The organism is Oxalobacteraceae sp. CFBP 8761 (assembly GCA_014841595.1).
Classification (GTDB): domain Bacteria; phylum Pseudomonadota; class Gammaproteobacteria; order Burkholderiales; family Burkholderiaceae_D; genus Telluria.
Genome location: JACYUE010000001.1, coordinates 1,340,281 through 1,363,276, shown reverse-complemented (window position 1 = coordinate 1,363,276; position 22,996 = coordinate 1,340,281). Strand labels below are relative to the sequence as shown.

Sequence of the window (22,996 nt, the reverse complement as noted above, 5' to 3'; positions counted from 1 at the left end):
GATCTACGAACTCGTCAATTATTGAATAAGGGTACGCCATGCACCAATCCCATCTTCGCGTCGTCATCATGGGCGGCTCCAGCGGCATCGGCGCCGCCACTGCCATCGCCTTCGCCCGCCAGGGCGCCCACCTCGTGCTCGGCGCGCGCGGCAAGGACGGCCTTGACGACATCGCCCGGCGCTGCCGCCAGGCTGGCGGCCATGCCGACGTGCTGGTCGTCGACGCCACCGATGCCGACGCGGTGGCTGCGTTCGCACAGGATGCACGCGACCTTCTCGGCCAGATCGACCTCTGGTTCAGCAATGTGGGCAGCGGCGTCGTTGGCAAGTTCGCCGACGTGCCGATCGCGCACCATCGCCAGGTCATCGAGACCAACCTGATCACGCACATGAACGACGCGCACGCCGTGATGCCGATCTTCCTGGAACAGAACTACGGTATCTGGGTCAACATGATTTCGTCGGGCGGCTTCGTGGCGATGCCGTATGCGTCGGCCTATGGCGCCAGCAAGTTCGGGCTGCGCGGCTTCAGCGAGGCGTTGCGCGCCGAGCTTGGCAAGCAGCGCGACATCCACGTGTGCGACATCTACCCGACCTTCGTCGACACGCCAGGCTTTCATCACGTGGCCAACTACACCGGTGCCAGGCTGTCGTATCCGCCGGGCGTACTGGCCCCTGAGAAAGTGGCCGATGCCGTCGTTGCCCTGGTGCGCAAGCCGCGGCCCGTCACCGTGCTGGGCGCGCCCGACGTGACCAAGAAGCTGACGCAACTGGCGCCGGATCTGATCGCGTCCGGCATGAACCGCTTCATGGAAACCTGGGCCAGGCGTGCCGACCCGACCGGTAACACAGTAGGGGCGCTGTACGAGCCGCAGCAGGGCGCCAGCGGCGTACACAGCGGCATGGTGAAGCGCCCTGCCCGGCCACGCCGCGACATCCCGAGTGGCGCGCCGTCGAATGAACGGACGCTCGCCGTGGGCGCCGTGCTGATCGCCGCCGCGATCGGTGTCAGCCTGCTGGGCAAGCGCAGCGGGGATCAGTCGGACAATTAATACGTCAGATTGACCTGCATGACGGCAGTCGTTCCGCTGACCTCGTTACCGACGATCAGCAACGGCTTGCCGTTCGGTGACTTGTGCGCCGGGATGAACGTCAGGCCTTCCGGTCCCAGGTCGCCCTTGTCGCCATCACGCGTGTTCAGGTAGGTCACGAACGACGCTGACGCCGGTTTCGTGATGTCGTAGACCATCACGCCGCCGATGCGCTCCAGGCCGACAAACGCATACTGCTTGTCGCCGAACTTGCCGACCACGACGCCTTCCGGCTCCGGGCCTTTCGAGCCACTGCGGTCTTCCAGATTGTTGTTGTCGTTGCTGGCATTGAAGCGTGCGTTCGGCAGCGTGCTCGTGCGGCGCTCGAACTCGTCGCCCGAGTCGTAGACGCGCTTGATGTCCGTGTCCCAGATCGAGAATGAACGCCCGCCAAACGTGTACAGCTCGGTGCACTGGCCGGCGGCGTTCTTGCCGGTCATGCCACCGCCATTCGGCGTCGTCGTCACGCGCAGGCGGCCCAGGTTCGAGTCGAACGTTGCGTTGCCGGGGTTCGCGAACATGCTCGGGTCCAGCCCTGCCGTGCAATGGGCGCGGATGCGCGTCTCTTCATTGAAGCCCGGCCAGTCGGCGCGGGCATCGCCCTCATTCGCGGTCAGCAGGTAATGCTTGCCGTCGACCGTGTAGCCCGCAATCGCGTCCGGCAGGTACATGCCCTTGACGGGCTGCGGACCGATCTTCGTGGCCGGCGTGCCGCTGTTGGTATTGGTGCCGCCATCTTCGTCCGACGCATCCAGACCGAAACCGGCGACGTTGTGGTCCTTGAAGCCGAGCGGCTTGATCGATGTGACCTTCGCACTCGCGACGTCAACGATGGCAATGGCATTGTTTTCCTGCAGCGTGACCCAGGCCGTCTTGCCGTCTTCGCTGACGGTGATGTATTCCGGCTCGAAGTCCTGCGCTGCCGTGGCGTTGGGGCCAAAGATGCGGATGCCCTGCGCGCGCAGCGCCGTTTCCTGGCCATTGAAGCTGCGAAAGTCTGCGGTGGCGACACTTGGTGCGCCGCCACGATTCACGGTGATGATGCTGACCGCGCCTTCCGGATCGCTCGTCCCGGCCACGCCGTAGCCGCTTGGCTCGCCTTCGTTCGCGACCAGCACCTTGCTGCCATCCGGCGTGAATACGAGCATGTCGGGCAGCGCGCCGACTTTGATGCTGTTGATCAGCTTGAGGTCAGCGGCATTGTAGAACGCCACGGTGCCCGGGTCGGTCTTGACCGCCGCTTCGATGGCAAGTGCCACCAGTCCGTCATGCACGGCGACGCTGTTGACGGCCTTGCCGATGCCCGCCACGCTGATCGTGCCCAGCAGCTTGGGCGCAGTCGGTGCGCTCAGGTCCAGCACGTCGACCGTGCCATTCGCGCCGTTGACGACGAACAGGCGCTTGCTGGCCGCATCGTAGGCGGTGATCTCGGCCGCACCAACGGCGCCGCCGTTGTAGCTGCCGATTTTTTCCAGCGTCAGTGTGGTGGGCGTCGGTTCATCGTCATGATCGCCGCCGCAGGCAGCAAGCGTGCAGGCCAGCGCAATCGAGGCAATCATCGGAAGGTAGCGGGAAGTAGCAGGGGCAGCAGGGGCGCGGTGCAGCATGATGGTCGGTTTTCCAGGGATGAAAAACCGCCAGCATAGGACGCGCCGATGACAGCAGCATGACATGTCATCAACACGTTCCCCGTCACCGGATCAGAACTGGTCGGTGTCGCGCAGGAAGCGCCAGCCGCCGGCCGGCATCGGGCCCATCGAGATGCGGCCGATGCGCAGGCGGCGCAATGCCGTCACGCGCAGGCCCACGTCGCCGCACAAGCGCTCGATCTGGCCACGCTGGATGTTCTTGCCGGCGATGCGCAGGCGCTGCTCGCTTTGCCAGCTGGCCTTGAACATGCGCCCGAGTTTGGCCATACCATTGTCGGCGATCTGGCCGTCGACCTCGACGACGTATTCAGACTCGTTGCGCGAGGCATCGTCGACCAGCTTGCGGATCACGCGGAAATCCTGGCTGAACACGATCAGGCCCGAGGCCATGGTTTCCAGCGGCGTGGCGGCCGTGGTCTTGAACAGGTGCCGGCGCAGAAACGGCTTGCCGCGCCCGTGTTCCAGCACCTGGTTCTCGGCGGTGATGCTCGCGAGCGCCGCCTCGATTTCCATGCCGGCCGGCTTGTGCATCAGGATCGTTACCGGGTCCGGTTCGACCGGCGTTGCACCCGGCAGCAGCTCGACCTTTTGCTCCGGCGTGACGCGGGTGGCGGGATCTTCGGCCACGGCGCCGTCGACGCTGACCCAGCCGCCGGCAATATAACGCTCGGCATCGGCGCGCGAGCACCCTGCCACGTCGGCCACGCGCTTGGCCAGGCGGATTGCTTCTTCAGTTGTCATGCACGCCAATCAGTAAAAAATGCGGTGAAGACGTCGACCGTGCGCTGTACGTCGCGCGCGGAGACATCGAGGTGCGTCACGAGACGCATTCTGGGGCCGACCGTGGCGCGGATCTGCGCCCGTTCGAGCGCCGCGCGCAGCGGTGCGCAGGCGCCAGCCGGCACGTCGATCCAGAAGATATTCGTTTGCGGGGTGCTGACGGTGAGCGCCGGGATCAGGGCCAGGCCGCGCGCCAGTTCGGCGGCGTTGTCATGGTCCTGCGCCAGCAGCGCGACATTGTGTTCGAGCGCGTAGTGCGCGGCAGCGGCGATCACGCCGGCCTGGCGCATGCCGCCACCCAGCATCTTGCGCCAGCGCTTGCCCTGCTCGATGAAGGCTTTCGGACCCAGCAGCACTGAGCCGACCGGTGCGCCCAGGCCCTTGGACATGCACACCGAGACGGTGTCGAAGCCCTTGACGGCGTCCGCCAGGCTGATGCCCTGCTTGACGGCGGCATTGCAGATGCGCGCGCCGTCCAGGTGCGTGGCCAGGCCCTTCTCGTGGGCCAGCGTCGTGGCCGCAGCCACGTACTCCTGGCTCAGCACACGGCCGCCGATCGTGTTTTCCAGCGCCAGCAGGCGCGTACGCGCGAAGTGCATGTCGTCGGGCTTGATGTATGCCTCGATATCGGCAAGCAGGATCGAGCCGTCCGGCTGGTTGGCGATTGGCTGCGGCTGGATGCTGCCCAGCACTGCGGCGCCGCCGCCTTCGTATTTGTAGGTGTGCGCTTCCTGGCCGACCAGGTATTCGTCGCCGCGGCCGCAGTGCGTCATCAGGGCGATCAGATTGGTCTGCGTGCCGCTCGGGGCGAACATGCCGGCCTCGTAACCGAACAGCTCCGCCGCGTAATCCTGCAGGCGGTTGACGGTAGGGTCATCGCCATACACATCGTCGCCGACGCCCGCAGCCACCATCGTGGCGCGCATCGCGGCGCTTGGCTGCGTCACCGTGTCGCTGCGCAGGTCGATCCAGCCTTGCGTGTTGTCGCTCATGCTTGTTGTCACTCCGTGGTGGCGGCTTGTGGGGCGTAGAAACGTTCGGTCATTTCTGCCAGGCCCAGTTCACCCAGCACCTCGTGCAGGCGTTCGGTCGGGCGACGGCGCGGCAGGTTCTTGTAGGTGGCGATGATCAGTTCGTTCTTCATCGAGTGCTCCCAGCCCACCAGCTCGGTCACGGTGACCTGGTAGCCATGCGCCTCGAGCTGCAGGCAGCGCAGCACATTGGTGATCTGGCTGCCGAATTCGCGCGTGTGGATCGGGTGGCGCCAGATTTCGGTCAGCGCGCTGCGTTTCACGTCCTTGCCCTTGTTCTTGCGCAGGACAGTGGCGACTTCGGCCTGGCAGCACGGCACCAGCACCATGTGCTTCGCGTTCTTCTTGAGCGCGAAGTCGATGGCGTCATCGGTGGCGGTATTGCAGGCGTGCAGCGCCGTGACGATGTCGATTGTTTCCGGCAACGCACTCGACGTGGTCGATTCGGCCACCGACAGTGGCAGGAACGACATGCCCTTGAAACCCAGGCGCGCGGCCAGCTCGGTCGATTTGGTGACCAGCTCTTCGCGCGTCTCGATGCCGTAGATGTGCGAACCCTCGGTTTGGGCTTTCACGAACAGATCGTACAGGATGAAGCCGAGGTAGGATTTGCCGGCGCCATGGTCGACCAGCGACACGCTGCCCTTGTCCGCCTGCACATCGCGCAGCAGCGGCTCGATGAAGTTGTACAGGTGGTAGACCTGCTTGAGCTTGCGGCGGCTGTCCTGGTTCAACTTGCCGTCACGGGTCAGGATGTGCAGCTCTTTGAGCAGCTCGATCGACTGGCCCGGGCGAACCTCGGGTGGCAGCTCCGGAGCGGCCGGGGCTTTCTTGACGTTCTCGACACGCTTCATGAAGATCAGTGGTTCTTTTCAGCGGCGTGATTGATCGTGTACTTCGGGATCTCGACGACGAGGTCTTCGTCGGCGACGATCGCCTGGCACGACAGGCGCGAATTGGGCTCCAGGCCCCAGGCCTTGTCGAGCATGTCTTCTTCCTGCTCCTGCTGTTCGTTCAGCGAATTGAAACCTTCGCGCACGATCACGTGGCAGGTGGTGCAGGCGCAGACGCGGTCGCAGGCGTGTTCGATGTCGATGTCGTTTTCGAGCAGGACGTCGCAGACCGATTTGCCGCTTGGCGCGTCAAGCACGGCGCCTTCTGGGCACAGCACGGGATGGGGAAGGATGACGATTTGTGGCACTTGGGTTACCTCGGTTGATTGTTGTAGTTTGCGCTGTGCAGATCAGATTTCGTCCAGCGACTTGCCCGACAAGGCCTTGCGCACGCTCTTGTCCATGCGGCGCGCCGCGAATTCTTCGGTGCCGTGCGCCAGCGCCTGGACCGCATCGTGCACCACGTTCTGGCGCAGGCCCGGTTCGAGCGTCGTGTCGTTCGACATCGCCACCGCATCGCGCACCATTTGCAACTGCCCGGCAATGGCGGCCTGCTCGTCAGGTGAGAGCAGATCGGTATCGCTGTCGAGCGCCGACTGCGTTGCCAGCAGGATGCGCTCGGCTTCGACCTGCTCTTCGCGCAGTGCGCGCATCTGCATGTCGCTCGAGGCCGACGTGTACGAATCCTGCAGCATGCGCGCCACCTGATCGTCGGCCAGGCCGTACGACGGCTTGACCGTGATCGATGCTTCGACGCCCGAGCGCATTTCGCGCGCGGCCACCGCCAGCAAGCCATCGGCGTCGACCTGATAGGTCACGCGGATGCGCGCTGCACCGGCCGCCATCGGCGGGATGCCGCGCAGCTCGAAGCGCGCCAGCGAGCGGCAGTCCGACACCAGCTCGCGCTCGCCCTGCACCACGTGCACTGCCAGCGCCGTCTGGCCATCCTTGAAGGTCGTGAATTCCTGCGCGCGCGCGACCGGGATCGTCGAGTTGCGCGGAATGATCTTTTCGACCAGGCCACCCATCGTCTCGATGCCCAGCGACAGCGGGGTCACGTCCAGCAGCAGCCAGTCTTCGCCATCAGCGCGGTTGCCGGCCAGCAGATTGGCCTGGATCGCCGCGCCCAGCGCCACGACGCGGTCCGGGTCGATATTGGCGTGCGGGATGGTCTGGAAGAATTCCGACACTGCCCGGCGCACATGCGGCATGCGCGTCGCGCCGCCGACCATCACCACGCCGTCGACGTCCTCAACGCTCGTGTCGGCGTCGCGCATCGCCTTGCGGATCGCATTCATCGTCTTGCCGACCAGGTGCTTGGTGATCTCGACGAACTCGCTGGCCGTGATCGTCACCTGCACCAGCTCGCCCGACTTCAGGATTGCCTCGATCGTCGTTTCTTCGTTCGTCGACAGCAGTTCCTTGGCCTGGCGGGCCTTGACCATCAGCGTCGCGGTATCCTGGTCCGACAGCGGCGCCAGGCGCGCTTTTTCCATGATCCAGCAGAACAGGCGATGGTCGAAATCGTCGCCGCCCAGGGCCGAATCGCCACCGGTCGACAGCACTTCGAACACGCCTTTTGACAGCTTGAGGATCGAGATGTCGAAGGTGCCGCCGCCCAGATCGTAGACGGCGTACACGCCTTCCTTGCCCTGGTCGAGACCGTACGCAATGGCAGCCGCGGTCGGCTCGGACAGCAAGCGCAGGACGTTCAGGCCGGCCAGCTGGGCCGCATCCTTGGTTGCCTGGCGCTGTGCATCGTCGAAGTACGCCGGCACCGTGATCACGGCACCGACCAGGTCGTCGCCCAGCGAATCTTCGGCGCGCTGGCGCAGCGTGGCCAGGATCTGGGCCGAGATTTCAACGGGGCTTTTCACGCCCGCGACGGTGTTCAGCTGGACCATGCCCTCGCCATCGACGAAGTCGTACGGCAGGTTTTCTGCGTGCGTAATGTCTTTGAGGCCACGGCCCATGAAGCGCTTGACCGAGACGATCGTGTTCTTCGGGTCGGTGGTCTGGTGCGCGCGCGCCTTGTGGCCGATATGCGCGTGGCCGTTATCCAGGTAGCGCACGATCGACGGCAGCAGCGAGCGGCCCTCCTCGTCGCTGAGCACTTCGGGGATGCCGCTGCGAACGGTGGCAACGAGCGAATTGGTGGTGCCCAGGTCGATGCCCACGGCCAGGCGGTGCTGGTGCGGGGCGGTGGACATGCCGGGTTCGGCGATTTGGAGGAGTGCCATAGTCGTGATACCAGTGTTATTTTGCGTGCCGGGATGGTGCGGACGCTATTTTACGCGTCCGGCCGGAATAGCGTGGCGTTGCGTGACGTGGCGTGGACGACGCTGCCGCCCACGGTGAAGTGCAGGAAGGTTATGCCTCGATCGCTTCGAAGGCGTACTGCACTTCGTCGCCGAACTTGTCGAGGAACATCAGCGAGCGCACGCCCTGTGCGGCAGCGGCGTAGTCGCCCGCATCGAGCTGCTGGCCTACGGTGACCAGCATCTGCTTGCGTTCGGCGCGCACCTGCGCATCGAGCGCGTCGAGCGCGGCGGCATCTTTGCCCGCACGTGCATCGCCGAGTTCTTCGCGCCATTCCATCTGCTGCATCAGGAACGCAGTGGGCATCGCGGTATTCGATTCGGTCTGCAGGTCGACGCCGTTCAGCTCGCACAGATACTGCGCGCGCTTTTGCGGGTTGCGCAGGGTCTGGTAGGCGTCGTTGGCGCGCGTCGCCCATTGCATGGCCACGCGTTTTTCGCCGTCGCTGCTGCCGACGAACCGGTCAGGATGCACGCGGCCCTGGATCTCGCGGTAGGCGGCATCCAGAGCGCTCTGATCGACCTCGAAACGGGCCGGCAGTTGAAACAGTTCGAAGTGATTCTGCATGCGCGATCAGATGCGGAAGCTCTCGCCGCAGCCGCAATTGTCCTTGACGTTCGGATTATTGAAGCGGAAGCCCTCGTTGAGGCCTTCGCGGGCGAAATCGAGCTCGGTGCCGTCGATGTACGGCAGGCTTTTCGGATCAACGAATACCTGCACGCCATGCGATTCGAAGACGCTGTCTTCATTGGCGCTTTCATCGACGTACTCGAGCTTGTAGGCCAGGCCGGAGCAGCCGGTGGTGCGCACACCGAAACGCAAGCCAATGCCCTTGCCCCGGCGTTCGAGGTAACGGTTGACGTGCTTTGCAGCTTTTTCGGTCAGGGTGATTGCCATGTTGTGCTTCTCCAGCTCTGTTCTATTCCAGGAATTACGCTGCTGCTTTGTCGGCGTGCTTTGCCTTGTAGTCGGCCACAGCGGCCTTGATCGCGTCTTCTGCCAGGATCGAGCAGTGGATCTTGACCGGCGGCAGTGCCAGCTCTTCGGCGATCTGCGTGTTCTTGATGGCCAGTGCTTCGTCCAGGCTCTTGCCCTTGACCCACTCGGTGATCAGCGAGCTCGATGCGATGGCCGAACCGCAGCCATACGTCTTGAACTTTGCGTCTTCGATCAGACCCTGGTCGTTGACCTTGATCTGCAGCTTCATGACGTCGCCGCAGGCCGGCGCGCCGACCATGCCGGTGCCGATGTCATCGTCGCCCTTGTCGAACGCGCCGACGTTGCGTGGGTTTTCGTAGTGGTCCAGTACTTTGTCCGAATATGCCATGGTGATGCTCCAGTATGTTTAGAAAATGCGCGCTCGGTATGAGCAGATCAGTGTGCAGCCCACTGGATCGAGCTGATGTCGATCCCGTCCTTGAACATGTCCCACAGCGGCGACAGTTCACGCAGCTTGCCAACTTTGCTCTTGAGCAGGTTGACGGCAAAATCAATTTCTTCTTCGGTCGTGAAGCGGCCAATCGAGAAGCGGATCGAGCTGTGCGCCAGCTCGTCGCTGCGGCCCAGGGCGCGCAGCACGTACGATGGTTCCAGGCTGGCCGAGGTGCAGGCCGAACCGGACGACACGGCCAGATCCTTGATCGCCATGATCAGGGACTCGCCTTCGACATAGTTGAACGAGACGTTCAGGTTATGCGGCACGCGGTGGTCCATGTCGCCGTTGATATAGACTTCTTCGATCTCCATCAGGCCACGGGCCAGGCGATCGCGCAGTGCGCGCACGCGCGCCAGCTCGCTGTCCATCTCGACCTTGGCCAGGCGGAAGGCTTCGCCCATGCCGACGATCTGGTGCGTCGGCAGCGTGCCCGAACGCATGCCGCGCTCGTGACCGCCACCGTGCATCTGCGCTTCGAGGCGCACGCGCGGCTTGCGACGCACGTACAGCGCGCCGATGCCTTTCGGGCCATAGGCCTTGTGCGCGGTGAAGGTCATCAGGTCGACCTTCAGGACTTCGAGGTTGATCTCGACCTTGCCGACAGCCTGGGCTGCGTCGCAGTGGAAGATGATGCCCTTCGAGCGCAGCAGTTCGCCGATTTCGGCGATCGGTTGCACGACGCCGATTTCGTTGTTCACGAACATGACCGACACCAGGATCGTGTCAGGGCGGATTGCCGCTGCCAGCTGCTCGACGGTGATCAGGCCATTGGCTTGCGGCTCGAGGTAGGTCGCTTCGAAGCCGACGCGTTCGAGTTCGCGCACGGTGTCCAGCACGGCCTTGTGCTCGGTTTTCACCGTGATGATGTGCTTGCCCTTGGTCTTGTAGAACTGGGCCGCGCCCTTGATCGCCAGGTTGTTGCTTTCGGTCGCGCCCGAGGTCCAGACGATTTCGCGCGGATCGGCGCCGATGATCGCGGCAACGTGGCCGCGTGCTTCTTCGACGGCCGCTTCGGCGTTCCAGCCGTAGGCGTGGCTGCGCGACGCAGGATTACCGAACTGCTCGCGCAGGAACGGGATCATCTTGTCGGCGACGCGTGGATCGACCGGCGTCGTGGCCGAGTAATCCATGTAGATCGGAAAATGGGGAGCTGGCGCGAAGCTCTGCTCGGTGGTCTTGTCCATAGGCGCGTTCATCTGATTTACTCCGGTAGCTTTAGTTATGTCCGACTGCGGCGGGGGCGCCGCGGTGCACGTGCACGACGTTCTGTTCTTTCTGGCGCTGCTGGTCGACGAGGTCTTGCAACGATACCGAATCGAGGTAGTCGACCATTTTTTCGTTCAGCGTGGTCCACAGTTCGTGGGTCATGCAGCGGGCGCCGTCGGTGTGGGCGCCATGGCAGTTCTCTTTACCGCCGCACTGGGTTGCATCGAGCGGCTCGTCGACGGCGATGATGATGTCCGCCACCGTCACCTTGCCCGCCGCGCGGGCCAGGCTGTAGCCGCCGCCCGGCCCACGGATCGATTCGACGATCTCGTGGCGGCGCAGCTTGCCAAACAGCTGCTCGAGGTACGACAGCGAAATGGCCTGGCGCTGGCTGATGCCCGACAGCGTAACCGGACCATTGCCTTGACGCATGGCAAGGTCGATCATCGCAGTGACAGCAAAACGGCCTTTGGTGGTCAGACGCATTTCAACCCCGGTAAGTGATAAAATATTTCTCTTGTCCAAGTCCCAAGTCGGCACTGCATCCTGCAGCACGTTTCCCTCTGGGAGCGGGGAAAGACCTGATTAGTTGAACGATTTAGTCAAGTATAGCAAATCGCAATGATCTTGTCTTGGACCACCCCAAAAACGGCGGGTCATGTTCATGACGAATGTGCGGTTTCCACGCCCCTCAACGGGCCCGCAGCAACGCCATCGGCCCGAATAGCGCCTGCATGCCCGAATGCCCGATGAAGCTCAGGTTGTAAGGATGTTCGGCCACTGCCTGCGGGAAGGCGGTCGTTTCTGGCAATTTCTGCAATTGTTCGGCGATCTTGCCCCACAGGACCAGCGTCGGCGCCTGCGGCTGGGCGGCCAGCGCCCTCAGCACCGTCTGCAGGAACGGCAACCAGGCACGCGCATCGATGACCGGCTTGACATGCTTGCGAAACACCAGCGCGGCATTGAGCAGCAAGAAGCCCTCATGCATCAGATTGTCCTGCAAGTGCGCCAAGGTCTGGATCGCGCCATCAACCCGCGCGGCCCGGGCGATCGGCGCCAGCGCCTCCCCGCTCGTCGCCTCGGGCTGCAACTGGCCGCTTGCCACCAGCAGCATTTTCATGAAGTTGCGCAGTGACGTGGCCCGGTTCACCGGCTTGGACAGGCCGGCATCGCTCCACAGGTCACCCACGGCGCCATCCATGAAGCTCACGCCGGTAGCGCTTGCAGCGCGCGGGTACGGCCCCTCCCCCACCAGCACGTAGCGCACCTTGTCCAGCGGCTGGGCGAAGGCGGCGAACATGCGGTGTTCCGTGGGGACGTAATCGTCCTGCGCCAGCGCGGGCAAATAATCAGGATTGGCGCGGGCCACCGCCTGCAGCCCCGCTTCGAGGATCGGACGCCACGAGGCATCGGCCAGGTCGAGGGCCCGCAGGATCGGTGCAGGGATAGCGATGGGACTGGAGGGGGGCGCGGCGGTGGCGGTCATGGCGAAATGGCAATGGAATGAGGCGGCGATTGTAGCGCGCCGCCGCCCTTCGCATCCACCCGCGCGCTATTCGGAGTCGGGCTGGCGCGACGGGTGCGCTGCCTGGAACGCGGGCAACGCGATGCACAGCGCATTGATGCGCTCGATGTTCGGATAGGCCGCCACATCGATATTGAAACGCTGCGCATTGAATACCTGCGGCGCCAGGTAGCAGTCGGCGATGGTCGGATGGTCGCCGTGGCAGAACGGCCCCGCACCCGGATCGCGCGCCAGATGGGCTTCAAGCGATTGCAGCCCCTCGATCACCCAGTGACGGTACCACTCGCTCTTGGCCTGGTCGGGCACACCGATCTCGCGCTCCAGGTAATTGAGCACGCGCAGATTGGTGATCGGGTGGATGTCGCAGCCGATGATCTGGGCCAGCTCGCGCACGCGCGCCCGGCCCGGCGCATCCTTCGGCAGCAGCGGCACGTCCGGATACACTTCTTCGAGATACTCGATGATGGCCAGCGACTGCGACAGCGTGATGCGGTCATCCTGAAACGCCGGCACCAGGCCGCTCGGGTTGATCTGGCGATAGTCGTCCTGCAGGTGCTGCCCGCCATCCTTGAGCAGGTGCACCGGCACGGCGTCGTAGGCCAGCCCTTTCAGGTTCAGGGCAATGCGCACCCGATACGCGGCCGAGCTGCGAAAGTAGGTATACAGTTTCATGGTTGTCTCTCGTGGTAACGGACGACTTCCTGATCGATGGCGCCAAAAATGCTGGCCCCGCTCGCATCTTGCATCTCGATGCGCACTGTGTCGCCGAATGACAGGTACGGCGTTTTGGGGGCGCCGCCTTCAATGGTTTCGTACATGCGCACTTCGGCCAGGCAGCAATAGCCCACGCCGCCATGCTCGACGCTCGAGCCATACAGCCCGCCCTGCTTGTTCGACACGGTGCCCGAGCCGATGATGCTGCCGGCGCACAGTTCGCGCGTGGTCGCCGCGTGCGCGATCAGCTGGGCGAAGCTGAAGGTCATGTCTTCACCGGCGTTCGGCTTGCCGAACGCGGCGCCGTTGAGCGTGACCAGGATCGGCAGGTGCAGCTTGTTGCCCTGCCAGGCGTCGCCCAGCTCATCCGGCGTGACCGCCACCGGCGAGAACGCACTGGCCGGCTTGGACTGATAAAAACCGAAGCCCTTGGCCAGTTCGTTCGGGATCAGGTTACGCAGCGACACGTCGTTGACCAGCATGATGAGACGGATGGCGCTAGCGGCCTCGGCTGCGTCGGCGCCCATCGGCACGTCGCCCGTGACCACGGCTACCTCGGCTTCGAGATCGATGCCCCAGTCTTCGGTCAGGGCGGCGATTGGGTCGGTCGGACCGACGAAGGAATCGCCACCGCCCTGGTACATCAGCGGATCGGTATAGAACGACGCCGGCACCTCGGCGCCGCGCGCCTTGCGCACCAGCTCGACGTGGTTGATGTAAGCCGAGCCGTCGGCCCACTGGTAGGCGCGCGGCAGCGGCGAGTGGCAATCTGCTTCGATGAACGATTCGGCCGCCTCGGCGTTGCCGTCGTTGAGCTGGGCATAGACGTCTTCGAGCTGCGGCTTGCACGCATCCCAGTTGTCGAGCGCGGCCTGCAGCGTGCGCGCGATGGTCGGGACTTGCTGGCAGGTGACCAGATCGCGGCTGACGACGACCAGGGTACCGTCGCGGCCGCCGGCTTTGAGGGTGGCGAGTTTCATGGACTGTCCTTTTGTTATTGCTGAGTAGCCGCCATTACAAGGTAAAACGCACTATCATACAAACGATATTTTCAGCTCGATTTATAAGCTTATCTGATGAATCCAACGTTACGACAAATGCGCGCCTTCGTTGCGCTGGCCCGCACCGGCAATTTCACGCTGGCCGCGCAGACACTGCACGTGACGCAATCGGCACTCTCGGGCCTGATCAAGGAGCTCGAGCAGACACTGGACGCCCGGGTCGTCGACCGCAGCACGCGCCGGATCGGCCTGACCGACATCGGCCGCGAATTGCTGCCCTTATTTAGCCAGATCATCGACGACCTGGACGGTGCGCTGGCTAACGTGGCCGACCACACGCGCCTGAAGAAAGGCGTCGTGCGCATCGCGGCGCCACAGCTGATGGCGTGCACGCTGCTGCCGCCCAGCATTGCCGCCTACCGCGCGCAGCACCCCGAGATCGTCGTGCGCCTGGCCGATACCGAAGTCGAGGGCGTCATTACGCGCGTGCTGTCGGGCGAGGCCGATGTCGGGATCGGTCCGGAGCGCACGCCCGCGCCGCCACTGCTGGCGCGTGAACTGTTCACCATGCCGTTCGCGCTGGTGCTTCCGCACCAGCATCCGCTGGCCGCGCTCGAGCGGGTGACGTGGCAGGATGCGGCGGCCTATCCGTTCATCTCGCTGCAGGGGCAGTTCACCGAATTGCTGCTCGACGCGGTGCCGCCCTCGCGCACGGGCATTGCGCTCACGCCGGCGCACGAGGTGACGTTCATGACGACAGCGCTGGCCATGGTCAGCGCGGGCCTGGGCGTCACGGTGTGCCTGCCCTACGCGGCGCCGCTGGCCACGCTGTATGGATTGACGATGCGCCCGCTCGATGCACCGACGCTGCAGCGGCGCTTTTTCGTCTACACGCGGCCGGGCCGGTCGCTGTCGCCGGCCGCCGAGAGTTATGTGGATTTCCTCTTTGCATATGTAAAACGGGCGCAAGCGGAAGGCTGATTCTCACAAAAAGGCACGCTACAATGAACCGTGTCTTTTTTTATCGGACCCACGATGTCCCACGATACCATCGCGATCAACCGCCAGATGAACAAGTTCGATGGCCATGCCAGCGTCTGGCTGTTTGGCTACGGCTCCCTGATCTTCAAACCCGATTTCCCGTTTCTTGAACAGCGCGCGGCGTCCATCCAGGGCTGGACGCGCCGCTTCTGGCAAGGCTCGCACGACCACCGCGGCACCGAGACGGCGCCGGGGCGTGTGGTAACGCTGGTACCGGATCCCGATGCTGTCTGCCACGGCATGGCGTTTCTCGTCACGCCCGAAGAATTCGCGCATCTCGACCACCGCGAAAAGAACGGCTACCTGCGTCTGGCCACGCAAATGCAATTCGATGACGGCAGCAGCGACGAAGGCATCGTGTATATCGCCACGCACGACAACGCGGCCTACCTGGGCCCGGCCGACGAGCACGCCATTGCGCGCCAGATTGCCACGGCGCGCGGCCCGAGCGGCCCGAACAGCGACTACCTGCTGGGCCTGGCCCAATCACTGCGCGCGCTGGGCAAACCCGATCCGCACGTGTTCGAGATCGAGCGGCATCTGGCGGCGCTCGGGGTGATGCAGCGCGATACGCAAACAGCCCCGGCACTCGACTGAACACCGGGGCTGCGCTGATGCACCAACGATCAGTCGAGCGCGCGGTTACGCGACTCCAGATCGACACACAGGATGGCCACCGCGCCCACCAGCAGGAAGCCCGACAGCATCAGCAGTGACAGTGTGAACTGGGTTGCCATGACGGGCGCAATGATCAGCGGCGCGAACAGACCACCGAAACGCGCCACCGCGCCGGCCATGCCCATGCCACTGGCACGCAGACTGGTCGGATAGACTTCCGGTGTGAACGCGTACAGTGCGCCCCAGGTACCGAGCAACGCAAAGCTCATCAACAGCGTCGAACCGATCACCACGGCTGGCGCGCTGCCGAGGCTGTAGCACAGGCAGCCTACCGCACTGAGCAGCAGGAAACCCACCAGCGTTGGCTTGCGCCCCCACTTTTCGACGCCATAGGCCGACAAGGCGAAGCCCGGCAACTGCACCAGTGCCAGCAGGATCAGGAATTCCTGGCCGCGCATGAAGCCGAACCCTTCCGCGCTCAGCTTGACCGGCAGGTAGACGAACACACCGTAATACGCCACCGAGATCAGGCCCCAGGCGATGAACAGTGCAATGCTGCGACGGCGCAACTGCCCCTTGAACAGCGACAGGATCGAGGTCTTGACCGGCACTTCGGGCTGCAGCGCAGGAATCACGACATCGCTGCCATTGGTCTTGGCGACGCGCTGCAATACCGCCTGCGCTTGCGCCGACTTGCCATTGCGGTTAAGGAACATGGGCGACTCGGGGACATAGAAGCGCAGCACCAGGCCGATCAGCGCCGGCAGGCCGGTCACGAAGAAGATCACGCGCCAGGCATCGTCGCCCCAGTTGACGGCATACAGCGCCAGCACCGCCAGCAGGATGGTGCCGATGGCCCAGAACGATTCGAGCAGCACCAGCCAGCGGCCCCGACGGTCACTCGGCAAAAATTCAGCCATCATCGTGTAGTCGACCGGCAGCGTCGCACCCACGCCAATGCCCGTCATGAAGCGCAGCACCAGCAGCCAGGTGAAGTCCGGCGCAAAGGCCGAGGCCACACCGAAACAGGCGTCGATGACCACCGCCATCAGCAGCACGGGCCGCCGTCCGATGCGGTCGGCCAGCCGCCCGAACACGAACGCGCCGATCAGCATCCCGATGAAGAAGAACGTGCCGGTCTGCAGCGCCTGCGGCATCGTGATGCCGAACGTCCTGGAGATCGACGGCGCGGAAAAGCCGATCGACAGCACCTGCATCGCATCGGCCAGCCAGACCAGGCCAAAGATCAGGAACAGGCGATACTGAAACTTCCCGACGCCGGCTGTCTGCAATGCTTTTTCCACCGACATGCCTGCTGCCCCCGACGCTGCGTTCCCTGCCGACGGGCCTGGTACAGCGCCGCCCATTGCTGTGACTGAAGTTGCCATCTGTATCGCCTTCACATAGTCAAAATTGAGTATTGCCCGGACCCGCCTGCGCGCCGCAACGTTCACCTTGCCAGCATACGCGAGCAAGGAATGGTCCAGCACCGGTCCAGTAACGAACGGGTGCGCCGCAGGTCCATCGTCAAGCTGCGGCTTTTACCGGCGAGACAAGGGGAACGTTGAACACATCGTAGCCAAAGCACCAGGACGGATCTTCATTTGTACGGAGCCAGGTATTGTCGTGCGAAATGCGCTGCACCTTGCTGGCACGCGCGGCGCGGTTGGCCTCGTACAGCGCGAACGCGTCGCTGTGGTTGCTCACGCCGACTTCCTTGAGGCAGCGCGCCAGCATGGCGCCGTCTTCGATCGCCATTGCCGCGCCCTGCGCCATGTGCGGCTTCATCGGATGGCAGGCATCCCCCAGCAGCACGAGTCGGCCACGACTCCACAATGGCAGCGGATCGCGTTCGAGCAGCGACCACTTGGTCACGTCCACGGTGGCGTCGATCAGGGCCTGTACGGTCGGGTGCCAGCCATCGAAGGTCGCGCGCAGTTCGTCCTTGTTCGACGGCAGCCAGCGGTCCTTGAGGTCCCACTTGTCGGCCGGGACCCCAGTAACGTAGTACAGCTCGTCGGCCTTGCCGGTGACGTAATACACCATCATGTGGCGATCGTCGCTCCACCACTTGACGCACGCATCAAAAGGCAGCATGCCGGCCTTGACCTGTGGGGTCGGGAACACGGCGCGGTGCGCCAGGTAGCCGGCATACTTCGGCTCTTCCGGTCCCAGCAACTCTTCACGGATGCGCGAATTGACGCCATCGGCGCCGATCACGATATCGGCCACCTCGGTGGTGCCATCAGCAAAGTGCATCAGCACGTCGTCGCCACGGTCTTCCACATGCGTGAGGTTCTTGCCGAAGGCGACCACATCGCCGGGCAGCGCCTTGACCAGCAGGTCGTGGAAGTCGCCGCGGTGCACGGTCAGGTACGAAGCGCCATAGGTTTTGACGGCATGCTCGCCCAACGGAATCTGCGCGAGCACGTCGCCAGTTTGCCAGTGACGGCTGTACCAGAAGTCGGGATGCGAACCCTGAGCGTTGAGCGCATCCTCGATGCCGATGCGGCGCAGGATCTTCATCACGTTCGGCCCGACATGGATGCCGGCGCCCAGGCGCGAGAAGCTCGGCGCCTGCTCGTAGACGCGCACATTGAAGCCTTCCTTGAGCAGCAACGCAGCGGTTGCCGCTCCGCCTAAGCCGGCGCCGACGACGGCGATACGGGGGGATTGGGACACGGTGTTCTCCTTGCAAAAATGGTTGAAACGCGCGCGGCGCAAGGCCGGATGGGCGGCGTCGTGTGCGAGTGATTTAAAGTGTACACGCTCATTTATTTAAATGAAAGACGTCATGATGGCTAAATTTTTCATGCTGCACCGCAGTGCAAAAACATCGATTTATGCAGAGCTTAATCACTTTAGTGGTGCAAATTTTGCCGCGGCCTCACCATGCCGGCCCACCCAACCTTTAAAGCGTACACATTGTATTTTTAGCGCACTCAGAACAAGTGACGAATTCCGAATTGCAGGCCGTCGACCGTGCCGCCGGCGGTCGGCACATTTCTCGTGATCGGCGCGGCAGCACTGAACGTGTAATTGGCCGCATCCTTGTTCATCATGTGGGCATAGGTCGTGTAAAGCAGCGTGCGCCTGGACAGGTCAAGCATGCCGATCAGACTGATCTGCCGCGCGTCGCGGGCCACACTGGTGCCGCTTTCACCCCAGCCATAGCCGGCGCCGATGGTTGCGCGATCGCTCAGGCGGTAGTTGCCAGAAATCGAGTACGACGTGTAGTACGCGCCGGCGATATTGGTGGCGGCCACGGCGCCCAGGTTGTTGCCACGGTAGACGCCGGCATACAGCCTGCCCCGACCGTAGTCGTACGAACCGCCGGCAAACGTGGACGTGATCGACGCCTCGCCGTTCGCGGTGTTCTGGCGCGATGAACTCACCCCCAGATACAGCGGCCCACGCTCGTATTCACCGGCCAGGATCATCGTGCGCAGGCCGTCGCTGTCGTCACTGCGCTCGCCCAGGCTGTAGTAAGCCTGCAGCTTGAAGCCCTTCATCACCGGCGAGATGTAGCCGATCACGTTGTCATAGCGCGGCGTGTAGGCTGACGTATTGTTCAGGAACGAGCCGTAGGTGGCACCGGCGAACGTATCGAGCCGCGCGATCATCAGGAAGCTCGACGAATTCTGACGACCGAAACGCAGTTCGCCATACCCGCTGCTCAGGCCCACCCAGGCCTGGCGGTTGAACAGGCGGCTGCTGTCGTGCATCGCACCCGTGTCCGAAGCGATGCCGCCTTCGAGCGTGAAGGTGGCCTTGACGCCACCACCGAGATCCTCGGCGCCACGCAGGCCGATGCGACTGGCCTGGTAACCGCCACTGTCCACAGTCGCCACATTGCCGGTGCCTTCGGCATTGGTATACCCGGCGTACGTGTCGAGCACCCCGTAGATGACGACATTCGACTGGGCCTGGACACTACCTGCGCAGACAATGCCCACGGCGCCTGCGGCCAACATTTTTTTCATGATTGCGATCCCTGTTAGTGGTGTGGTGAACTGCGTGAAGAACATTACTCAGAAATTTATGGTGTAGACACTCTTTAACTTATCTTGAGCACGATCCGTACCAGCGCCGCACGGCTGTGGCATCGCCTTATTTTTAGAGTAAATGTGGCGAATTCTGCGTTTTACCGGCATCGACAGTGGCGACTAACTTATAATGTGCACGCGCTATTTATGGACAGTGCACGCATGCACATTGCGAGTGCACGACGCACCCGCCAATTGCACCGCATTGGGTGCAGCGGCGCCTGCCGCGCTACGTCATCAACATCAAATACACACCGGCCACAAGCCGCGCTAACATTGCATCCATGACCGACAAATCCGCGATCCGCGACTACCATTTCTCCGACCAGATCGGCCATCTGCTGCGCCGGGCTTATCAGCACCACACGGCCATCTTCCAGCAGCACATTCTCGATTCACAGCTCACCGCAGCGCAGTTCGTGACCCTGTGCGCGATCCGCGACATGCAGACCTGCTCGCTGAGCGAGATCGTCAAGGTGACGGCCATCGACCAGGGCACGATCCGCGGCATTATCGAACGCCTCAAATCGCGCCACCTGATCCTCCTGTCGCACGACGCCAACGACAAGCGCAAGGTGCTCGTATCACTGAGCGACACCGGCAGTGCGCTCGTGACCGAAACGGTGCCGTTTGCGGCGACGATCACCGAAGCGACCTACGGCAACCTCAATCCGGGCGAGCGCGTGGCGCTGGTATTCCTGCTGCGAAAAATGATCGACAGCTGACCGTCAGGCATTGCCCTGCAGCGCCGCGAAGATGGTCTCGGGGGTAAACGGCGGCTGCCGCAGGCGCAGTCCGGTCGCATCGAACAACGCATTGGCCAGTGCCGCCGCACTCGGAACCGATGCCGATTCGCCCGCGCCGAGCGGCGGCTGATCCGGCCGGTCGATCAGGACGATCTCGATCGGCGGCACCTCGGTAAAGCGCAGGATCGGATAGGCGCCCCACTCCAGGCTGGTAGCGCCCTGTGCGCCGAAGCGCACGGTTTCCTTGAGCACGCGGCTGAGCGACTGCAGGACGTTGCCGTGGATCTGATGGCGCACGCCGGCCGGGTTGACCATCAGGCCGGTGTCCTGGCCGACCACGATCGACGTCACGGCCAGCGTCCCATCGCGCGGATCGACGGTGATATCGATCACCCATGCCGACCAGGCCGCGCCAAAACCGGGGAATTTGCTGTGGATGTAACGGGCGTAGGCGATGCCGCGTCCGTGCAGCAAGCCATCGGCCGCAACCTGCCCGCGCGAACCGCGTGCAGCGTGCTGCCAGTTCGCCCTGGCCGCCACCGCGCGCAGCAAGTCACAGGCGCGCTCGTCCGGCAAGTGCGCCAGGCGGTACGCCAGCGGGTCGCGCCCGGCCAACTGCGCCAGCTCGTCGATGAAGCAATCATGTGCAAACGAATTGGGCAAGGCCGAGACGCCGCGCAGCCAGCCGGCGCGCACGATCGGCGCCACGTCATCGCACACCACCAGCGTATTCGGGTACGCGTACGGCGGCACTGCCGTGCGGTCGCCCATTTCCAGCACGCGCGGCGTGGCCGGGATCTTCCCGGTCAACAGCAAGGCCAGCGCCGGAGCGTCATTGGACGGATAGCGCGTGGCAAATTCGTACGCCGCCAGCGCACCCTGCGCATCGATGGCGCCGCGCACATCCATCAACTGGGCCGCCCCCTTGGGCTCCCACGCATGCTCCTGCTCGCGCGTGAGCTGCACCCGCACCGGTCGGCCGACGGCGCGCGAGAGCAGCGCGGCGTCGAGCACCACGTCGTCGGCGCAGTTACGGCCGTAGCAACCCGCCGCCTCCATGCGCACGACTTCGATGCGACCCTCGTCCAGATCGCACAGGCGCGCCAGGTCGATGCGCATGACGTGGGGATTCTGGGTGCCCGACCAGACGGTCAGGCCATCGTCACGCATATCCGCCACCGCACACGACGGACCGATCGACGCGTGCAGCTGATATGGCCAGACATAGGTGGCGTCGAGCGACTGGCCGGCCCGCAGCGCGTGGGCCGTGTCGCCCTGACGCACCAGTTCGCGGCGCGTTGCCGGCAGCGCGCGCAGACGCGCTTCGAGGTCGTCCATCGGCGCCAGTGGCGCAACCGGTTTCCACTGGACCGACAGTGCCCGCATGGCACGCTGCGCCTGCTCTTCGCGCTCCGCTACCACGCCGACAAAGTCGCCCTCGACGACCACGGCGACGATCCCCGGAATGTGCGCCACCGACGCCCGGTCGACGGCGATCAGGCTCGTGCCGACGAAATCGCCACCGTCGCGCCCCGGATACGGCGGGCGCACGACGCGCCCGTGCAGCATGCCGGGCACGCGCACATCGTGCACATACAGCGCCTCGGCCCTGACCTTGCGCGCGATGTCGACGCGCGGCGCGCTCCTGCCCACGATCGTGTACTGGCTGGCAGGCTTGAGCGGCACGTCCCCGGCATCGAGCAGCAGTTCGATCCGGTGCCCGGCCAGCAACGACCAGTAACTGACCGAGCGCGCCGGCTCGGTGCGCACGCGGATCTGCCCATCGTCCAGCACCAGCGCGCCTGCATCGGCCTGCAGCACCTGGGCTGCCAGCGCCAGCAAGTGTTCGCGCGCCTGCGCCGCCGCCTTGCGCAGCGGGATGGCGGAAATCTGGATCGTCGCGCTGGCAATCGTCGGCCCCTGATTCGGTGCGGATTCGGTGTGACCCAGCACCGTGCGCACGCGCGTCATGTCGATGCTGAGTTCTTCGGCCACGATCTGGGCCAGCGCCGTGCCGATGCCGGTGCCCAGATCGACATGGCCATTGAAGGCCAGTACCTGCCCTTCGGCGAGCATCGCAATGAACACGTCGGGCAACGGCTGCAGGTAGGACGACGCAGCACCCGGCTGGCCTGGTGACGGCGTCGCCCCCGGTTGCGCAGGCCGCATCACAAGCAGGATGTCGTCCCGCGCCAGCAGCGCGCGGCGTGCATCTTTCGGGGTCGTTGGCGCAGTCAAGTCGTTCATCGCTGTCATCATGGGGTGCGCCGGCCTGCTTGTCAGTTACCGCAGCAGGGCCAGCGCTTCATCGAGCGGCGCCACGGTCGCGTATTTCTGCGCCATGTCGAACAGGCTCGCATCATGCGGCGCGATGGCGCGGTCACCCACGCAATCGGCCACCACCAGCGGTCGGAAGCCCCACGACATTGCATCGACGACGCTGGCGCGCACGCAGCCGCTGGTGACGGCGCCGGCCACCAGCAGCGTCTGCACGCCGTGCTGGGTCAGCCACGGCGCGAGCGACGTGCCGAAGAACGCCGACGGCACCGTCTTGCGCACCACCAGTTCTCCTTGGCGCGGCGCCAGTTGCGGCACGATCGCGCTGCCGGGCGAATCTTCCTTGAGCGTGACCATGCCCGGCACCTTCAGGCCGAAAATATTGCAGTCGGCGTCATCGTCGGCAAACACGATGCGGCTGTGCGCCACCGGCCAGCCCTGGCTGCGGGCGTGCGCCAGCAGCGTTGTGGTGCGCGCGATCGCTGGGCCGATATTGCCGCCGCCGAACTGCTGCGGATCGGCGAAGCTGTTGACGAAATCGACGATCAGCAGACCGTAGGGCGGCGTCATGTCGAGCGTCTGGCCAAAGCCCTGGCGCTCGTAGGTTGCGGCTTCGTGGTGCAT

General features: G+C 64.1%; 23 protein-coding genes. 4 read left to right on the top strand and 19 right to left on the bottom strand.

Translation table 11 applies throughout. The features are described 5' to 3' along the window. The first annotated feature begins 38 nt into the window (after positions 1 to 38). Entirely contained in the window at positions 39 to 1,052 is a 1,014-nt protein-coding gene (locus IFU00_05990; GenBank protein MBD8541836.1) for an SDR family oxidoreductase, read from the top strand. Here the strand turns inward: IFU00_05990 and IFU00_05985 are convergent. The 14 genes from IFU00_05985 to IFU00_05920 all read right to left on the bottom strand — a co-directional run bounded on the left by IFU00_05985 (position 1,049) and on the right by IFU00_05920 (position 13,623). Continuing rightward, positions 1,049 to 2,698, bottom strand: a complete 1,650-nt coding sequence (locus tag IFU00_05985; protein ID MBD8541835.1) for a choice-of-anchor I family protein — start codon at positions 2,696 to 2,698, stop codon at positions 1,049 to 1,051. The two genes, IFU00_05990 and IFU00_05985, sit on opposite strands and share 4 nt — an antisense overlap. Positions 2,699 to 2,791: 93 nt before the next feature. Next, a complete protein-coding gene (locus IFU00_05980; GenBank protein MBD8541834.1) occupies positions 2,792 to 3,481 on the bottom strand; it encodes an RNA-binding protein in 690 nt (229 codons plus the stop codon). After that, positions 3,478 to 4,512 (bottom strand): low-specificity L-threonine aldolase, encoded by a 1,035-nt coding sequence (gene ltaE, locus IFU00_05975; protein ID MBD8541833.1) that lies wholly within the window; start codon positions 4,510 to 4,512, stop codon positions 3,478 to 3,480. Before ltaE ends, IFU00_05980 begins: the two co-directional genes overlap by 4 nt. Positions 4,513 to 4,520: 8 nt before the next feature. After that, positions 4,521 to 5,405, bottom strand: a complete 885-nt coding sequence (locus IFU00_05970; protein MBD8541832.1) for an SAM-dependent methyltransferase — start codon at positions 5,403 to 5,405, stop codon at positions 4,521 to 4,523. Between the two features lie 5 nt (positions 5,406 to 5,410). Continuing rightward, positions 5,411 to 5,752, bottom strand: a complete 342-nt coding sequence (fdx, locus tag IFU00_05965) for an ISC system 2Fe-2S type ferredoxin (protein MBD8541831.1) — start codon at positions 5,750 to 5,752, stop codon at positions 5,411 to 5,413. Between the two features lie 42 nt (positions 5,753 to 5,794). After that, positions 5,795 to 7,684, bottom strand: a complete 1,890-nt coding sequence (gene hscA / locus IFU00_05960; GenBank protein MBD8541830.1) for a Fe-S protein assembly chaperone HscA — start codon at positions 7,682 to 7,684, stop codon at positions 5,795 to 5,797. Between the two features lie 130 nt (positions 7,685 to 7,814). Further along, complete coding sequence (gene hscB / locus IFU00_05955) at positions 7,815 to 8,330, bottom strand: Fe-S protein assembly co-chaperone HscB (GenBank protein MBD8541829.1); 516 nt, start codon at positions 8,328 to 8,330, stop codon at positions 7,815 to 7,817. Between the two features lie 6 nt (positions 8,331 to 8,336). After that, positions 8,337 to 8,660 (bottom strand): iron-sulfur cluster assembly protein IscA, encoded by a 324-nt coding sequence (gene iscA / locus IFU00_05950; GenBank protein ID MBD8541828.1) that lies wholly within the window; start codon positions 8,658 to 8,660, stop codon positions 8,337 to 8,339. Between the two features lie 34 nt (positions 8,661 to 8,694). Then, the gene (iscU, locus tag IFU00_05945) at positions 8,695 to 9,090 is read right to left on the bottom strand and encodes a Fe-S cluster assembly scaffold IscU (GenBank protein MBD8541827.1); all 396 of its coding nucleotides are present in this window, start codon (positions 9,088 to 9,090) and stop codon (positions 8,695 to 8,697) included. Between the two features lie 47 nt (positions 9,091 to 9,137). Next, the gene (locus IFU00_05940) at positions 9,138 to 10,394 is read right to left on the bottom strand and encodes an IscS subfamily cysteine desulfurase (GenBank protein MBD8541826.1); all 1,257 of its coding nucleotides are present in this window, start codon (positions 10,392 to 10,394) and stop codon (positions 9,138 to 9,140) included. Positions 10,395 to 10,413: 19 nt separating this feature from the next. After that, complete coding sequence (gene iscR, locus IFU00_05935) at positions 10,414 to 10,890, bottom strand: Fe-S cluster assembly transcriptional regulator IscR (GenBank protein MBD8541825.1); 477 nt, start codon at positions 10,888 to 10,890, stop codon at positions 10,414 to 10,416. 205 nt (positions 10,891 to 11,095) lie between these two features. After that, a complete protein-coding gene (locus IFU00_05930; protein ID MBD8541824.1) occupies positions 11,096 to 11,890 on the bottom strand; it encodes a uracil-DNA glycosylase in 795 nt (264 codons plus the stop codon). 66 nt (positions 11,891 to 11,956) lie between these two features. Beyond that, on the bottom strand, positions 11,957 to 12,601 hold the full coding sequence (gene maiA / locus IFU00_05925; GenBank protein ID MBD8541823.1) for a maleylacetoacetate isomerase: 645 nt from the start codon (positions 12,599 to 12,601) through the stop codon (positions 11,957 to 11,959). Beyond that, positions 12,598 to 13,623 (bottom strand): fumarylacetoacetate hydrolase family protein, encoded by a 1,026-nt coding sequence (locus IFU00_05920; GenBank protein MBD8541822.1) that lies wholly within the window; start codon positions 13,621 to 13,623, stop codon positions 12,598 to 12,600. Before IFU00_05920 ends, maiA begins: the two co-directional genes overlap by 4 nt. Before the next feature lie 96 nt (positions 13,624 to 13,719). On the opposite strand from IFU00_05920, the gene IFU00_05915 reads away from it, so the two are divergent. Further along, positions 13,720 to 14,625, top strand: a complete 906-nt coding sequence (locus IFU00_05915) for a LysR family transcriptional regulator (GenBank protein MBD8541821.1) — start codon at positions 13,720 to 13,722, stop codon at positions 14,623 to 14,625. A gap of 54 nt (positions 14,626 to 14,679) precedes the next feature. Then, positions 14,680 to 15,282: a gamma-glutamylcyclotransferase gene (locus tag IFU00_05910; protein MBD8541820.1), complete on the top strand. Its 603-nt coding sequence runs from the start codon at positions 14,680 to 14,682 to the stop codon at positions 15,280 to 15,282. Positions 15,283 to 15,311: 29 nt separating this feature from the next. Here the strand turns inward: IFU00_05910 and IFU00_05905 are convergent, their stop codons facing one another. From IFU00_05905 to IFU00_05895, 3 genes are all read right to left on the bottom strand, one after another. After that, a complete protein-coding gene (locus tag IFU00_05905) occupies positions 15,312 to 16,691 on the bottom strand; it encodes an MFS transporter (GenBank protein MBD8541819.1) in 1,380 nt (459 codons plus the stop codon). Positions 16,692 to 16,830: 139 nt separating this feature from the next. Continuing rightward, positions 16,831 to 17,985 carry an FAD-dependent monooxygenase gene (locus IFU00_05900; GenBank protein MBD8541818.1) on the bottom strand — a complete coding sequence of 385 codons (1,155 nt, stop codon included), beginning with the start codon at positions 17,983 to 17,985 and terminating at the stop codon, positions 16,831 to 16,833. A 260-nt stretch (positions 17,986 to 18,245) separates the two neighbouring features. Then, positions 18,246 to 19,286: a porin gene (locus IFU00_05895; GenBank protein ID MBD8541817.1), complete on the bottom strand. Its 1,041-nt coding sequence runs from the start codon at positions 19,284 to 19,286 to the stop codon at positions 18,246 to 18,248. Between the two features lie 347 nt (positions 19,287 to 19,633). Here IFU00_05895 and IFU00_05890 point away from each other — a divergent pair, with 347 nt between their 5' ends. Continuing rightward, complete coding sequence (locus IFU00_05890) at positions 19,634 to 20,074, top strand: winged helix-turn-helix transcriptional regulator (GenBank protein ID MBD8541816.1); 441 nt, start codon at positions 19,634 to 19,636, stop codon at positions 20,072 to 20,074. A 3-nt stretch (positions 20,075 to 20,077) separates the two neighbouring features. Here the strand turns inward: IFU00_05890 and IFU00_05885 are convergent, their stop codons facing one another. After that, positions 20,078 to 22,351 carry a xanthine dehydrogenase family protein molybdopterin-binding subunit gene (locus tag IFU00_05885; protein ID MBD8541815.1) on the bottom strand — a complete coding sequence of 758 codons (2,274 nt, stop codon included), beginning with the start codon at positions 22,349 to 22,351 and terminating at the stop codon, positions 20,078 to 20,080. 27 nt (positions 22,352 to 22,378) lie between these two features. Further along, a complete protein-coding gene (locus IFU00_05880) occupies positions 22,379 to 22,996 on the bottom strand; it encodes an isochorismatase family protein (protein MBD8541814.1) in 618 nt (205 codons plus the stop codon).

Excerpts from the sequence above, each read along its gene's own strand:
- IFU00_05895 (MBD8541817.1), bottom strand. The coding sequence starts at position 19,286 with ATGAAAAAAATGTTGGCCGCAGGCGCCGTGGGCATTGTCTGCGCAGGT.
- hscA (MBD8541830.1), bottom strand. The coding sequence starts at position 7,684 with ATGGCACTCCTCCAAATCGCCGAACCCGGCATGTCCACCGCCCCGCAC.
- iscU (MBD8541827.1), bottom strand. The coding sequence starts at position 9,090 with ATGGCATATTCGGACAAAGTACTGGACCACTACGAAAACCCACGCAAC.
- iscA (MBD8541828.1), bottom strand. The coding sequence starts at position 8,660 with ATGGCAATCACCCTGACCGAAAAAGCTGCAAAGCACGTCAACCGTTAC.
- ltaE (MBD8541833.1), bottom strand. The coding sequence starts at position 4,512 with ATGAGCGACAACACGCAAGGCTGGATCGACCTGCGCAGCGACACGGTG.
- IFU00_05910 (MBD8541820.1), top strand. The coding sequence starts at position 14,680 with ATGTCCCACGATACCATCGCGATCAACCGCCAGATGAACAAGTTCGAT.
- IFU00_05885 (MBD8541815.1), bottom strand. The coding sequence starts at position 22,351 with ATGACAGCGATGAACGACTTGACTGCGCCAACGACCCCGAAAGATGCA.
- IFU00_05930 (MBD8541824.1), bottom strand. The coding sequence starts at position 11,890 with ATGACCGCCACCGCCGCGCCCCCCTCCAGTCCCATCGCTATCCCTGCA.
- IFU00_05990 (MBD8541836.1), top strand. The coding sequence starts at position 39 with ATGCACCAATCCCATCTTCGCGTCGTCATCATGGGCGGCTCCAGCGGC.
- IFU00_05915 (MBD8541821.1), top strand. The coding sequence starts at position 13,720 with ATGAATCCAACGTTACGACAAATGCGCGCCTTCGTTGCGCTGGCCCGC.
- IFU00_05980 (MBD8541834.1), bottom strand. The coding sequence starts at position 3,481 with ATGACAACTGAAGAAGCAATCCGCCTGGCCAAGCGCGTGGCCGACGTG.
- IFU00_05880 (MBD8541814.1), bottom strand. The coding sequence starts at position 22,996 with ATGCACCACGAAGCCGCAACCTACGAGCGCCAGGGCTTTGGCCAGACG.
- maiA (MBD8541823.1), bottom strand. The coding sequence starts at position 12,601 with ATGAAACTGTATACCTACTTTCGCAGCTCGGCCGCGTATCGGGTGCGC.
- IFU00_05890 (MBD8541816.1), top strand. The coding sequence starts at position 19,634 with ATGACCGACAAATCCGCGATCCGCGACTACCATTTCTCCGACCAGATC.
- IFU00_05920 (MBD8541822.1), bottom strand. The coding sequence starts at position 13,623 with ATGAAACTCGCCACCCTCAAAGCCGGCGGCCGCGACGGTACCCTGGTC.
- IFU00_05970 (MBD8541832.1), bottom strand. The coding sequence starts at position 5,405 with ATGAAGCGTGTCGAGAACGTCAAGAAAGCCCCGGCCGCTCCGGAGCTG.
- hscB (MBD8541829.1), bottom strand. The coding sequence starts at position 8,330 with ATGCAGAATCACTTCGAACTGTTTCAACTGCCGGCCCGTTTCGAGGTC.
- IFU00_05905 (MBD8541819.1), bottom strand. The coding sequence starts at position 16,691 with ATGGCAACTTCAGTCACAGCAATGGGCGGCGCTGTACCAGGCCCGTCG.
- IFU00_05940 (MBD8541826.1), bottom strand. The coding sequence starts at position 10,394 with ATGAACGCGCCTATGGACAAGACCACCGAGCAGAGCTTCGCGCCAGCT.
- iscR (MBD8541825.1), bottom strand. The coding sequence starts at position 10,890 with ATGCGTCTGACCACCAAAGGCCGTTTTGCTGTCACTGCGATGATCGAC.
- IFU00_05985 (MBD8541835.1), bottom strand. The coding sequence starts at position 2,698 with ATGCTGCACCGCGCCCCTGCTGCCCCTGCTACTTCCCGCTACCTTCCG.